This is a genomic window from Psychromonas algarum (genome assembly GCF_004376845.1).
Lineage (GTDB): Bacteria > Pseudomonadota > Gammaproteobacteria > Enterobacterales > Psychromonadaceae > Psychromonas.
This window is the reverse complement of record NZ_SNUW01000002.1, coordinates 66,767-80,131: the sequence shown is the minus strand read 5'-3', so window position 1 is coordinate 80,131 and position 13,365 is coordinate 66,767. Positions and strand designations below refer to the sequence as shown.

Genomic DNA, 13,365 nt, shown 5'->3' with positions numbered 1-13,365 from the left:
AATAATATATTATTGAATCTATGTTATTTGTGTATAGATGTTTATTGCTTAAACATAAAATGAAACATGTTATATAGGGAATTTACGATGGATATCAAAACATTAAAGAGTTTTATTGCGGTTGCTAAACATAAAAGTTTTTCGCAAGCAGCACGAGAACTACATACAGTACAACCTGCAATTAGCCGACATATTTCAGCATTGGAAACAGAGTTGGGGGTTAATTTGTTCAAACGAAACTCTCGAGATGTTGCTATTACTGAAGCAGGAGAGCAGTTATTAAAAGATGCGATTGATATTTTAGCATTAACGGAGCAAGCTAAAACACAAGTAAAACTGGCTCAAAATGGCCAATTAGGCACACTCAATATTGCTTACTTAAGCTCTGCTTGTTTATCGTTTATGGCTGAGTTAGTGCGTGATTATAAATCGCACTTTCCACATGTACATGTTACTTTATTTGAAATGACGGCTACGGAACAAATTGAAGCCTTTAAAAATGATCGTATCGATATTGCCTTCTCAAGGCCATTACCGATCTCAATTATGGATGAATTTGTTCATCACAGTATTTATATCGATACACTTGTTGCTATTGTTAATCAAGATCATGAATTTGTTGGTCAAAAAAGGGTTAACTTATTAGAGCTAAAAAGAGAACCGTTTATTATTTTTAATCGAGAAGAGGCTCTTGGACTTTTTGATGAAACGATTATGCTATGTAAGCAAGCTGGTTTTTCACCTAATATCGTTAGCCAACCTAGAAATATGCAAACATTAGTTACAGAAGTCGCTGCTGGATTAGGAGTGGCTATTGCTCCTTATTGTGTCCGTAAATTATATAGTGATGGTTGCCATTTTATTATGTTAGAAAATATTACGACAGAAATTCCAGTTCATATTCAATATAAAAAGAGTAACTGCAGTGCAACCGTTAATGCATTTGCAAATATTGTTTTAAATGCCAAGCAAGAAATACAGCATAATATGCTTAATTGAATATGATAAATAAAGTACAATTTAATCACTGTTGAGAGATCTTCTATTGATCTATTATTTTGCATCGACTTTTTATTGTTTGCTATAACAGAAAGTGCTTATGGATCAGTTTGTTGTTATCTGATTAGTCGCTATTTAAAGTATATATGATGCATTATTTTATTATTGTATCTTGGGATAATGTATTAATTTAAGGTGTGTTTTTGTGAACTATTGTACGCTTCAAAAATTTGATTACTCTGTTTGCAATGACCTTGATAAAAAGTATTTTTTTAGTGCCATGTTAAATATTTTATATGTCCGCTCGCGAGTTATTTTTTCTCGTATCATATTTCCTCTTTTTTTTATGATGTTTATATTTCCTATTAGTCCTGTTAAGGCCCTGGAAAGTAATGTTGAAACACCTCCACAGAAAATAGAAACAATACATCTATCTGATACAGAACTATTCAATAAAGCAAAGTCAATTCAACATTCGGATCCAAATAGTAGTCGTTTATTGGCTAATGAAGTGCTTAATCGAACAGACAAAAATAACCATCAAGAAGTCAGAGCACAAGCCTATTCTTTATTGGGTGAACTAAATTTAACATCGCAAAAGATTGTTGATTCCATGTCCTCTTTTTTACAAGCTTCACTGATTTATAAAGATCTAGATGATGAGCGTTATCAAGAAATAAATCATGCAATGGATAATTTATTACCGCTTGCAAAACAGCATAATGTTACTTGGTCTATTGCTAACATATTAATAAATAAGGGCGATGAGGATTTTGATAAGAAACATTATGGAGATGCTATTGTGCAATATACTCGTGTTTTAGAGTATGTTTCAAACTCTAAGAGCATTGCACAAACCTATAAAAAAATAGCAGAATCGTATAAAGGCCTAAATGATAAAGGGCAAACCGCTTTGTTTTATAAAAAATCATTAACGGCTTATACGGCTTTAAATGATAAAAAAAATATAGCGCGTATCTTAAATGCCATTGCAGAAGCGGAACGTCACCTTGGAAACGATGTGATCGCACTTGGTTATTCTGCACAAAGTTTGGAAGTCTATGCACAAATAGATGATCCTAAAGGTTATGTAAAAGCGCTAAATGGTGCAGGTATCATTTATAGAAATATTGGGCGTTACGAGAAATCATTAGCAAACTTTTACAAAGCGTATTTATATTATCAAAAAGTGGATGACGTTAATGGTATTGCAAAATCTTCAATTCAAATGGGGCTTATCTACACTCGTTTGAAAAAATTTAAAGAGGCAAGATCATTTTATCAACTAACCATTTATTTACCAAAAGAGGAAGTTGAAGCCAAAACATTAGCTTCAGCATACAGAGAAATAGGGGTTATTGATTTAAATGCAGGTGATTATGAGTCTGCAAAAGCGATGGTCCTGAAAGCGCATGATATCTATGAGCAGGAGAATGATAAAACAAAGCAGGCTTTGACAGCTCGGATCCTTGGTAATATTTGTCGTGATCAGAAAAATGAAAAGCAAGCGATTGCTTATTATAAAGACTCATTAGTGGATGCTGTTGCTGTTGGTAATAAAATGTATCAAATAAAAGCACAAATCTCTTTAGCATCTATGTTGATTAAAAAAGATCCTAAACAAGCCATTCATTTATTAAATCAGTCATTAGCTTTATCAAATGAAATCAATTCAAACCCTCAGAAATTATCTGTTTATTCTGAGCTTAGAAGATTAGAGAAGCTACGAGGGAATTTTGAAAAATCATTAAGTTATGCAGAAAAAGAAATTGCATTATCTTCTATTATTGAACAAGAAAAAGAAGATAAAGAGCTTGTTTTTGTAAAAGCCACATTGTCTTCGCATAAGATGGAAATGGAATTAGCATCATTAAAAGAAAAAGCAAAGCTAGATCATCTTGAACTTGAGCAGAAAAATAACGAAATTGAAATTGCAGCTCAAGTGAGTAAAATTTCTGAATTAGAATTGGTTAAAAATAAATATGCTAACTTGGCATTGGCGTTATTATTAGCCATGTGTTTGTTGCTGGTGGTTATTATTTATCGCAGGTTTTCTGCTTCAAAAAAACGCAATAGAGAACTTGATTACTTAGTTTCTCGTGACCCGCTAACCAATAGCTATAACCGTCGTATTTTATACGAACTTTTAGAGCGAGATTTTGGGAAATTTGCAAATTCGGGTTCATTTAATGAGTATTGTTTTATGATGATCGATATTGATTTCTTTAAAAATGTTAATGATGCTCATGGCCACATTACAGGTGATACTGTACTTTGTGATTTTGCTAATATTTTACAAAATACTATTGCTAATAGAGGCACGGTTGCACGTTTTGGTGGCGAAGAATTCTGTGTCGTTTTACCAGATTCCTCTCAAGAAATTGCCATGCAAGTTGCTGAAAATATACGTAAAAAAGTAGAGTTATATAACTTTGATAATATCTCTATCACTTGTAGCATTGGTGTGACATCTGTTGTATTTGGCGCTAAATCTCCAAAAGAATTAATGCATCAAGCTGACGTGGCACTTTATCAATCAAAAACCATGGGGCGAAATCAAGTAACTATCTGGAATGAAGCTTTAGAGAAAAATAATACATAAAGAGATTAACTTTATTTGTATTTATTTCACCTGTTTTATTTCTATATTGCCATTGGGCTTTTCATGGATTTAAAAGTAGCTTACTGAAACTGTGATAGGGAAATGTTTAATAATAAAAAGTAAAAAATAATCGAGCTATTGCTCGATTACATTTGTGTTGTCATTTGAGATAAAACAACAGTTAAAACAATTGCTGCTGTTACTGTAAACATCATAAAAATGCCTGCTAGTTCTCGGCTGGTACTAAAGATTTTTTGTTTCATAATCATTCCTATTTAATGTGCTCTTGATTATATTGTTTATCTAATTGTAATACAAGAAAAGTGTGATTTTCGTCACACTTTTTTGTTGTTGTCTTTTGCATTATTCCTAATAAAATTAACTTCCATTTGCTATTGTATAAATAAATCACAATCTGAGTATGTAAATACGCTTATATAAATTGCATGCTGTAACATACTTATATTAATTTACAGTAAATAGCTGATCTTAAAACAACTCACTTCTTCGTTATAAATTTCGTAAATAGAAAAGGCGTTTACGTTAATTTACATCTTGAATTGAATTACTTTTCATTGAGGACTCACCTTTTTATAGGATTTGAAATGAAATATAACGCCAATGGATTGACCATTTTATTCTTATTGTTTACCACATTATTACTTTCGGGCTGTGTTTCGGTAAAACAACAGCAACAAAAATCAGCTAAAAGTAAGGGAGATCTTCAGGTTACCTTACAGCAATATAAACAGAGTCATTTTAAACAAGTTGAAGCGAAGTTTTTCACTAGTCGTTCTAAAGCTTTAGTATTCAGGGTTTTATCTGATATTAAAGGAACACCGCGGTGGTTTGAGCGGGTGCAAAGTTTACAAGTTTTACAGGTTTATAATAATCATCAATACTTGTTACGGACTGTCATCAATAGTCCATGGCCATTTAAAGATCGCGAAGTGATCACCTGTGTTGATACTCTTTTTAAAGAAAACATTACGACAATCAATATTACATCTTGCAGTGATCGTGTGCCTACGAATGATCAATATGTACGTTTAGTTCAGGTTGAGTCTCGTTGGACAATCCAAAAAATATCTAACTCTATTGTTGAAGTTAATTATAAAACTTGGCTTGATCCTAATGGTTATGTGCCAGCTTTTATTTTTAATAGAGAGTTAATTGCGGGTACTGAAGCTGATTTGAACAAACTACAAACTATCATTGATAATGCGTCATTAGATACTTATGCATATTAATTAACAGCCATTAATTTTAAAAAATTGAATGGTTAGTGTTTATTACTATAGGAATAAAGAGTAGAGGGTATTAAATTGAAGCAGATATAAGGTTTTCCTATCTGCTTCAATTGAGGCTTACTATTGGTGCTTCATAGCGTCATAGCAGCTATCCAGCCAAAGACAATTAAAGGTAAATTGTAATGTAAGAAGGTTGGGATTACTGTATCGCGAATATGATCGTGATTACCATCTGCATTCAAACCTGAAGTTGGTCCTAAAGTTGAATCGGAAGCTGGTGAGCCGGCATCACCTAATGCGGCTGCCGTACCTACTAATGCAATAGTTGCCATTGGAGAGAAACCAAAAGAGATAGCAAGTGGCACATAAATAGTTGCAATGATTGGAATTGTTGAGAAAGAAGAACCAATCCCCATTGTTACCAATAAACCAACAACTAGCATTAAAAGAGCTGCTAGCCCTTTGTTATTACCAACATCAGATGATAATGCAGCGACTAATGTTTCAACACTACCAGTGGCTTTCATCACAGCAGCAAAACCTGCAGCAGCAATCATGATAAAGCCTATCATTGCCATCATATGTACACCTTTAGTGAATACATCATGTGTTTCTTTCCAAGCAATAACACCACCAATAGTAAATACACAGAAGCCCGCTAATGCACCGACAATCATTGAGCCTGTCATTAATTGGGTGATTAACGTTGCAGCAATGGCAATAAAGGCAACAACAATATGGCGTTTATTCAGTGCTTTAAAGGCAACTTCTTCAACACTCTTTTTTTCTTCTTGGTAAATACGTGGTTTACGGTAGCTGATAAAGACAGCAATAAGCAAACCAACAACCATTCCTATTGCAGGTAGTGCCATCGCTGTTGGTACTTGACTTGCAACAACGTCTAAGCCGTTATCATGTAAATTTTTAAGTAAGATATTATTTAAGAAAATACCACCAAAACCAATAGGTAAAACCATATAAGGTGTTACTAAACCAAAGGTTAAGATACAAGCCGCTAAACGTCTATCAACACGTAATTTATTGAAAACACTTAATAGTGGTGGGATAAGAATAGGGATGAATGCAATATGCACTGGGATAACATTTTGTGAAGCAACAGCCATTAATAAGATAACTGAAAAGACAACATACTTAATGGCTGTAGAGGTCTGCTGAGCATGCTCGCCACGTAAACGCTTAATGATACTTTGTGATAATAAATCAGTGATCCCTGATTTAGAAATAGCAACGGCAAAAGCGCCTAACATTGCGTAACTTAGTGCAATAGTTGCACCACCACCTAAACCGCTTTCGAAAGCTGCGATTGTGTCATTAAGTGATAAACCAGCGGTTAAACCACCAACTAATGCACTCAATGTTAATGCTATTACAACATTAATACGCATCATTGATAGGATGAGCATGATACACACCGCTAATAAAACTGGGTTAATCATAATTATTCCTTTTGGAGTAAATCAAAACTGCTTATATAAAAATCGCAGGCATTCTACTCGATGTGTTAATACTTTGCAGATAAAACTTTATATATATTTATCACCTTGTTTATATTCTCTTTGTAGAGTGGTTAATTTTTGCTCCTGTTGCAGGCTATTTGTGCTGAACTATTAACCCTAAAGCAATACTATTTTTATTTATTCATAACACATTTTCTTTTTTATTGTCTTAATCCAATCATTAATTGCTTTAGACGTCTAGATGTCTTAGTATGCAAGGGTAATTATGAGATAGATCACATCAGTATGATGATTGATTCATACATAACACCCGTTTGATTTCAGGAAATTTGATGATAGAAATAAAAAATGTAAATAAGGTTTTTTATCAGGGAGATAGGGCTATCAATGCGCTTTCTGATATTAATCTGACAATACAACAAGGTAGTATCTCCGGGGTGATCGGTTCATCGGGCGCAGGTAAAAGTACATTAATACGTTGTGTTAATTTATTAGAGCGTCCAACAAGTGGAGAAGTTATTGTTGATGGTGTTGATTTAACGACATTATCAGAGCAAGAACTTACTTTAACTCGTCGTAAAATAGGCATGATTTTTCAACACTTTAATCTGCTTTCATCACGTACTGTTTTTAATAATATTGCATTGCCATTGGAACTTGCTGGTATTGCTAAAGAGAAAATTAAAAGCAAAGTAGAAGATTTATTAGAGCTCGTTGGGTTAGTTGATAAACGCGATGTTTACCCTGCTAATTTAAGTGGTGGTCAAAAGCAACGTGTCGCAATTGCACGAGCATTAGCTTCAGATCCGAAAGTTTTATTGTGTGATGAAGCAACAAGTGCTCTTGATCCTGCAACAACTATTTCTATTTTAGAGTTATTACAAAAAATTAATAAAGAGTTAAATCTAACTATCTTATTGATTACCCATGAAATGGCTGTGGTAAAAGGAATATGTGAAGAAGTTGCTATTATCGGAAATGGGAAATTAGTTGAAAATGGCAAAGTAGGTGACATATTTGCTCACCCTAAAACAGATCTCGCGCGTGAATTTATTCGTTCAACATTAGATTTATCTATTCCAGTCGATTATCAAACACGTTTACAAGCACAGCGTGTTGAAAATAGTTATCCATTGATCCGTTTAGAATTTACTGGAGCATCCGTTGATACGCCTGTGATCAGCCATGTTGCACGTGAATTTAATATTGATATTAGTATCTTAAGTTCAAACATGGATTATGTTGGAGGCGTTAAGTTTGGCCTAATGCTCGCAGAGTTTATTGGTTCTGAAGTTGCTGCTGAAAAAGCGATTGCGTATTTAAAAGAGCAAAAAATAGAGTTAGAGGTGTTAGGTTATGTCGTTTAATGCAGTGATCACATGGTGGGTAGAAAATCCGCGTTTAATTGATTTATTGGTTAATTCTCTTTGGGAAACCATTGTAATGGTATTCACTTCTGGTTTTATCGGCTTTGTTGTTGGTATTCCATTAGGTGTGTTATTACATTTAAGTAAAAAAAATGGCTTATTAGAAAATACTGCACTTAATAAAGTATTAGGTGTTGTGGTTAATATTGGACGTTCTATTCCTTTTATTATTCTATTAGTGGCTTTGATACCAGTAACGCGTTTTATTGTTGGCTCTTCGATTGGTACTGCTGCAGCGATTGTGCCGTTAACTATCGGTGCGATCCCATTTATTGCTCGCTTGGTTGAAGGGGCGTTATTAGAAGTTCCTGCAGGTTTAGTTGAAGCTGCACAGGCGATGGGCGCAAAACCAATTCAAATTATTAATAAAGTATTATTACCAGAAGCATTACCCGGCATTATCAATGCAATAACGATCACTTTAGTGACGCTCGTTGGTTACTCTGCAATGGCTGGAACTGTAGGTGGTGGTGGTCTTGGCGATGTTGGTATCCGTTACGGTTATCAGCGTTTTGATGGCACAGTAATGATGATCACTATTGTTATCTTAGTCGTGTTGGTACAACTTATTCAATCTGTTGGTGATCACCTTGTTAAACGTGTCGATCATCGTTAATTTTTTACACTTTACCCTTAATGATTAACTCTTAATTATTAAGCCATAACATTTAAAAAGGAAAATTTATGAACTTTAATATCAAAAAAGTCTTTGCTGTTTTAGGCTTAGCATCAGTCGTTGCGCTATCTGGCTGTGGTGAAAAAGAAGCACCTGCAGTAGATAATACTAAAGTGACTATTGGTGTAATTGCTGGTGCAGAAGCACAAGTAGCAGAAATTGCAGCTAAAGTAGCAAAAGAAAAATATGGTCTAGATGTGAAATTAGTGACTTTTTCTGATTACATCACACCGAATGCCGCACTTGATGAAGGTTCAATTGATGCAAATGCATTCCAACACAAACCTTATTTAGATCAGCAAATTGCTGACCGTGGTTATAAATTTGCCGTTGCAGGTAATACATTCGTTTACCCAATTGCTGGTTACTCAAGTAAAATTAAATCATTAGATGAATTAAAAGATGGCGATCAAATTGCAGTACCAAGTGACCCAACTAACTTAGGTCGTTCTTTAATTTTATTAGAGCAACAAGGTCTATTAACATTAAAAGAAGGTGTTGGCCTACAAGCAACAGTTTTAGATATTGTTAGCAGTGAAAAAAATCTAAAAATTGTTGAACTAGAAGCTGCACAATTACCTCGTTCATTAGATGATGTAAGTCTTGCTATTATTAACACAACTTACGCAAGTTCTATTAACCTTTCTCCAGAGAAAGACGGTATCTTCATTGAAGATAAAGAATCTCCATACGTTAACTTAATTGTTGCACGTGAAGATAATGTTAAAGCAGAAAATATCCAAAACTTTGTGAAAGCATACCAATCTGAAGAAGTGTACCAAGGTGCTCTTGAAATCTTTAAAGGTGGTGTTGTAAAAGGTTGGTAATCCACTTTTTATAAACCATTAGTAACACTGAAAGGGGGATTAGGCTTGGCTTAATCCCCTTTTTTATTGGCTCGACTTTGGGTGAATATTTTTCACTAAAAATAACGAAAATAATTTTTAAAATAGGTATTAAAAAACGGCTTTATATTTGATGTTTGACCTGTATCAAGTTATTGTTCCCCCTCCTTTGGATATCGATTTAAAACGATACATTTATAGATGTCATAGCCATTTTAATTTGCTAACAGTGTAAATGTTTGGGAACTTGGTCAAATACCAAGGCTGCCCCCGCAACGGTAGAATAAACTGAGTTTAGTTTATTAAGCCCGGATACCAAACCTGAGGAATGATGCTTATTTAGAAGCAAACTATTGAGTTTTCTCTGAAATAAGTACCGTGGTGTTGCGGAGGGCTTCACCGGTTGGTTTGCTTGATTTGAGCTGCCATCTCCTCCACAACTTCGCCTGTTAACCATTCAGACGGAGCTTTCTCTGTGTTAAATATTAAAAAAATAAGTACATTTAAAAAATTGTTCACTCCATTATGTGTCATCACTAGCTGTTTACTGTCTTTTTCAGCTAATGCACATTTTCAAATGTTGTATACCCCACATTTATTGCATGAAAAAGGCGGCCCCATTAGTTTCAAAATGCCATTTACTCACCCTGCAGCTAGTGGGCATGTTATGACGGTTGATAAACCAGAAGCCTTTTATGTAATTAACAAAGGAAAGAAAACTGATTTATTAAAGACTATTTCAGATATTGAATGGCAAAGTTCTGTTGATAAAGGACATGCTTATCAAGCAGAAACTAGACTACGAGGTTTAGGTGATTACGCATTTATTGTACAACCTTCACCTTATTTTGAAGAAGAAGAAGATATTTATATTCAACAAATTACTAAAACAATTGTGAATGTCGGTAATTTACCTACAGATTGGAATCATGACCTGGGTTTAACCGCTGAAATTGTGCCTTTAACAAAACCTTATGCAATTTATGAAGGTGGTATTTTTAGTGGCATTGTAAAATCTAACGGTAAACCTGTTCCATTTGCTGCAATTGAAGTTGAGTTCATGAATTACCAACCTGATATGAAAAACAATCGTTTTGCTAAAGAGCCGACTATGACACCTCCATCAGATATTTTTGTTACTCAGACTATTTATGCTGATGCAAACGGTACCTTTCACTTCTCTTTATTAAAAGCAGGGCATTGGGGCTTTGCTGCATTAGGTGTGGGTGAGCAAAAAACTTATAAAGGAAAAGAGTTATCACAAGATGCTGTGATATGGGTACAAGCAACTAAGTTGCCATAAGTAATAATTGATTTATTAATCTAGGTCGAATAACGCATTTACATTAGCTTATTCGACTTACTTCTTTATTGTTAGAGAGAGTATTATGCATATTGTAGATGGTGCATTATCGTTACCAGTCTTAGTCACTGGTGGAGTATTAAGTGCCATTGGTGTTTATATTGGCCTTAAAAAAATGGATTACGAACACCTTCCTTTAGTGGGAGTTTTAGCCTCTGTTTTCTTTATTGCTTCTTATATCCATCTACCATTAGGGCTTTCTAGTGTGCACCTCATCATGAATGGATTATTAGGCATTTTACTCGGTTGGGTGGCCTTTCCTGCTTTATTAGTTGCATTGTTATTACAGGTGATTTTCTTTGGGTTTGGTGGTTTATTAGTGCTTGGTGTAAATACACTTAACATTGCTTTACCCGCAGTTATTATTTATTACGTTTGTTATAAAGGAATACGCAATAAGAATGCGAAAGTTGCTGCAATCTGGGGAGCCATTGGTGGTGCGGGCGCGATTATTATTACTTCAGTAATGGTTGCTTTATCTTTAGCATTATCAGGAGAATCTTTTATTTTAGCGGCTAAAGCGATTTTACCTGCACATATACCGATTATGATTTTAGAAGGATTTGTTTCCTATGCCGCTGTGTATTTAATCCACACAGTAAAACCAGAATTTATTACTAAGGAATATTCATAATGAAAAGTAGATCATTATTTTTAGTTTTCGTGTTTGCTTGTTCATTGTTCAGTTTTAATGCTTTTGCTCATAACGTGGTGGGTGGTGTTTATGCAAATGGTTTTGAGATAGAAGGTGAAGCTGGGTTTTCAAATGGCTCAATGGCCCGCGCAGGAACGATCGTTAAAGTATCAGATCAATCTGGCACCCCTTTAGGTGAAGTTAAAACTGATGCCGATGGCCTTTTTACCTTTACAGCAAAAAAACGTATTACCCATGTATTTAAAGTCAATATGGGAGCAGGACATCTATTAACAATGCAATTACCTGCTGAAGAGTTACCTGATGATTTTGGACATGTTGAAGCAACTACAAATGAAGAGACTGCAAATGAAGTTGTATCAATATCTAAATCTAATTTAAATGAAGTAGCTTTGAGCAGTCAAATCACACCATTGATGTTAGAAAAAGCCATTGCGAAGGAAATTATCCCTCTACGTAAAGAGATTCAAGCATTAAAAGAGAAATCAGGTTTACGCGATATTTTAGGTGGTATTGGTTATATCTTTGGTTTGTTAGGTCTTGTTGTTTTTTTACGTGAACGTAAATTAAAGGCAAAAAAATAATGCCACAAAATTTAGAGCACAGTCTGGCATCATGGTCAGGACAAGCATTAAAACATGAGACATCATGGATTGATGATATTGACGCGCGTGTGCGTGTTGTTTGCTCTGGGTTATTTGCATTAGTAGTTGTATTAAGTGAGCAATTCACTCCTACATTGTTAGGATTATTTTGTGCGTTCTTTTTAGTCAAAATGAGTAAGCTAAATATTAAACGTACTTTGCGGCGTGTCATTGCCATGGACTTTTTTATGTTGGCTCTCATTTGTATTTTGCCTTTTACAACACCTGGTGAACCTATGTTTACCGTATTCGGCTTAGCAGCAAGTTGGCAAGGTTTATCACATGCATTGTTGATCACGATTAAAGCGAATGCGGTGTTATTAGTTTTGTTTTCATTGGTCGCCACCATGAGTGCTTCTACATTAGGGCATGCACTTGCACACCTCAAAGTACCTGATAAATTAGTGCATTTGTTGTTATTTATGGTGCGTTATTTAGACGTTATTAGCCAAGAGTATAAAAAAATGCGCCGAGCTATGCAGGCTCGTGCTTTTGTACTACGAACTAACCGTCATACCTGGAAAAGTATTGGTTACTTATTTGGCATGTTGTTGATCCGCTCAGTTGAACGTGCAGAACGCATTTCAGATGCGATGAAGTGTCGAGGTTTTTGTGGGCGTTATTATTTAAATGATAAAATGAAAATTAGCAATGTTGATTGGTTTTTTGGCTTGTTCTTTTTGTGTTTTTTATTACTGCTAATAGGGTTAAATATTCATGGCTTACTCCAATAAACCTCTGATTAAAATAGAAAACCTTAATTATGCTTATCCTCGACGAGGCACAGTATTAAAGGATATTAATTTTTCTCTGTATGCTGGCGAACGTGTTGTTATTAACGGTGATAATGGGGCAGGTAAAACAACGTTATTACATTTAATTGTAGGTTTAAAAAAAGCGAAACAAGGTGACATTATTGGTTTTGGTGCAACTTGTAAAACAGAAAAACAGTTTAATAAGTTACGCACTAAAGCTGGTTTGTTATTTCAAGATCCTGACGATCAATTATTTTGTCCAACGGTCTTAGAAGATGTCATGTTTGGACCGCTTAATTTAGGTTTTAGCAAACAACAAGCGATAGATAAATCGATAGAAACATTAAAACGTCTAGGTATGCAAGGGTTTGAAAATCGTATTACTCATCAACTCTCTGGTGGAGAGAAACGCATGATCACTCTTGCGAGTGTGTTAGTGATGGAGCCTGAAGTGTTGATTTTAGATGAGCCTACTAATGCATTAGATGAAAAAGCAAAATTACGTTTATTACATGTATTACAAGCATTACCACAGGCGATGATTATTATTTCTCATGACAAATCTTTTTCAGCACAATTAGCAACGCGACAGCTTATTCTGCAAGATAGCCTGTTAACAGATCCTCTAAGTGAAACTGAAGCATTAAGTAAAACTGCCGAAGTAGCTTAAG

Annotated in this window: 12 protein-coding genes and 1 riboswitch; of the genes, 11 read left to right on the top strand and 1 reads right to left on the bottom strand. The window is 34.6% G+C overall.

All coding sequences use genetic code 11. From position 1 onward, the window contains the following. The first annotated feature begins 87 nt into the window (after window positions 1-87). The 3 genes from E2R68_RS00480 to E2R68_RS00470 all read left to right on the top strand — a co-directional run bounded on the left by E2R68_RS00480 (window position 88) and on the right by E2R68_RS00470 (window position 4,851). The gene (locus E2R68_RS00480) at window positions 88-999 is read left to right on the top strand and encodes a LysR family transcriptional regulator (protein WP_134275541.1); all 912 of its coding nucleotides are present in this window, start codon (window positions 88-90) and stop codon (window positions 997-999) included. Window positions 1,000-1,279: 280 nt separating this feature from the next. Beyond that, window positions 1,280-3,601: a tetratricopeptide repeat-containing diguanylate cyclase gene (locus E2R68_RS00475; protein ID WP_243834568.1), complete on the top strand. Its 2,322-nt coding sequence runs from the start codon at window positions 1,280-1,282 to the stop codon at window positions 3,599-3,601. Between the two features lie 605 nt (window positions 3,602-4,206). Further along, window positions 4,207-4,851, top strand: a complete 645-nt coding sequence (locus tag E2R68_RS00470) for an SRPBCC family protein (protein ID WP_134275540.1) — start codon at window positions 4,207-4,209, stop codon at window positions 4,849-4,851. Window positions 4,852-4,982: 131 nt separating this feature from the next. Here E2R68_RS00470 and E2R68_RS00465 read toward each other — a convergent pair whose 3' ends face one another. Then, window positions 4,983-6,305 (bottom strand): Na+/H+ antiporter family protein, encoded by a 1,323-nt coding sequence (locus E2R68_RS00465; protein ID WP_134275859.1) that lies wholly within the window; start codon window positions 6,303-6,305, stop codon window positions 4,983-4,985. 356 nt (window positions 6,306-6,661) lie between these two features. Between E2R68_RS00465 and metN the strand changes: the two genes are divergently transcribed. The 8 genes from metN to E2R68_RS00425 all read left to right on the top strand — a co-directional run bounded on the left by metN (window position 6,662) and on the right by E2R68_RS00425 (window position 13,364). Then, the gene (metN, locus tag E2R68_RS00460) at window positions 6,662-7,696 is read left to right on the top strand and encodes a methionine ABC transporter ATP-binding protein MetN (RefSeq protein WP_134275539.1); all 1,035 of its coding nucleotides are present in this window, start codon (window positions 6,662-6,664) and stop codon (window positions 7,694-7,696) included. Further along, entirely contained in the window at window positions 7,686-8,372 is a 687-nt protein-coding gene (locus E2R68_RS00455) for a methionine ABC transporter permease (protein ID WP_134275538.1), read from the top strand. Before metN ends, E2R68_RS00455 begins: the two co-directional genes overlap by 11 nt. A gap of 68 nt (window positions 8,373-8,440) precedes the next feature. After that, window positions 8,441-9,259 (top strand): MetQ/NlpA family lipoprotein, encoded by an 819-nt coding sequence (locus E2R68_RS00450; RefSeq protein WP_134275537.1) that lies wholly within the window; start codon window positions 8,441-8,443, stop codon window positions 9,257-9,259. A 221-nt stretch (window positions 9,260-9,480) separates the two neighbouring features. After that, window positions 9,481-9,615: riboswitch (cobalamin riboswitch) on the top strand. 137 nt (window positions 9,616-9,752) lie between these two features. Next, window positions 9,753-10,580, top strand: coding sequence for a DUF4198 domain-containing protein (locus E2R68_RS00445; protein ID WP_134275536.1), 828 nt, complete (start codon window positions 9,753-9,755; stop codon window positions 10,578-10,580). A gap of 85 nt (window positions 10,581-10,665) precedes the next feature. Next, window positions 10,666-11,274 (top strand): cobalt transporter CbiM, encoded by a 609-nt coding sequence (gene cbiM, locus E2R68_RS00440; protein WP_134275535.1) that lies wholly within the window; start codon window positions 10,666-10,668, stop codon window positions 11,272-11,274. Next, the gene (locus E2R68_RS00435) at window positions 11,274-11,879 is read left to right on the top strand and encodes a NikL family nickel/cobalt ECF transporter subunit (RefSeq protein WP_134275534.1); all 606 of its coding nucleotides are present in this window, start codon (window positions 11,274-11,276) and stop codon (window positions 11,877-11,879) included. Before cbiM ends, E2R68_RS00435 begins: the two co-directional genes overlap by 1 nt. Beyond that, complete coding sequence (gene cbiQ / locus E2R68_RS00430) at window positions 11,879-12,673, top strand: cobalt ECF transporter T component CbiQ (protein WP_134275533.1); 795 nt, start codon at window positions 11,879-11,881, stop codon at window positions 12,671-12,673. The genes E2R68_RS00435 and cbiQ overlap by 1 nt, the downstream gene beginning before the upstream one ends. After that, entirely contained in the window at window positions 12,657-13,364 is a 708-nt protein-coding gene (locus E2R68_RS00425; RefSeq protein ID WP_134275532.1) for an energy-coupling factor ABC transporter ATP-binding protein, read from the top strand. The genes cbiQ and E2R68_RS00425 overlap by 17 nt, the downstream gene beginning before the upstream one ends. The last annotated feature ends 1 nt before the right edge of the window (window position 13,365 follow it).

Excerpts from the sequence above, each read along its gene's own strand:
- E2R68_RS00480 (WP_134275541.1), top strand. The coding sequence starts at position 88 with ATGGATATCAAAACATTAAAGAGTTTTATTGCGGTTGCTAAACATAAA.
- E2R68_RS00475 (WP_243834568.1), top strand. The coding sequence starts at position 1,280 with ATGTTAAATATTTTATATGTCCGCTCGCGAGTTATTTTTTCTCGTATC.
- E2R68_RS00470 (WP_134275540.1), top strand. The coding sequence starts at position 4,207 with ATGAAATATAACGCCAATGGATTGACCATTTTATTCTTATTGTTTACC.
- metN (WP_134275539.1), top strand. The coding sequence starts at position 6,662 with ATGATAGAAATAAAAAATGTAAATAAGGTTTTTTATCAGGGAGATAGG.
- E2R68_RS00455 (WP_134275538.1), top strand. The coding sequence starts at position 7,686 with ATGTCGTTTAATGCAGTGATCACATGGTGGGTAGAAAATCCGCGTTTA.
- E2R68_RS00450 (WP_134275537.1), top strand. The coding sequence starts at position 8,441 with ATGAACTTTAATATCAAAAAAGTCTTTGCTGTTTTAGGCTTAGCATCA.
- cbiM (WP_134275535.1), top strand. The coding sequence starts at position 10,666 with ATGCATATTGTAGATGGTGCATTATCGTTACCAGTCTTAGTCACTGGT.
- E2R68_RS00435 (WP_134275534.1), top strand. The coding sequence starts at position 11,274 with ATGAAAAGTAGATCATTATTTTTAGTTTTCGTGTTTGCTTGTTCATTG.
- cbiQ (WP_134275533.1), top strand. The coding sequence starts at position 11,879 with ATGCCACAAAATTTAGAGCACAGTCTGGCATCATGGTCAGGACAAGCA.
- E2R68_RS00425 (WP_134275532.1), top strand. The coding sequence starts at position 12,657 with ATGGCTTACTCCAATAAACCTCTGATTAAAATAGAAAACCTTAATTAT.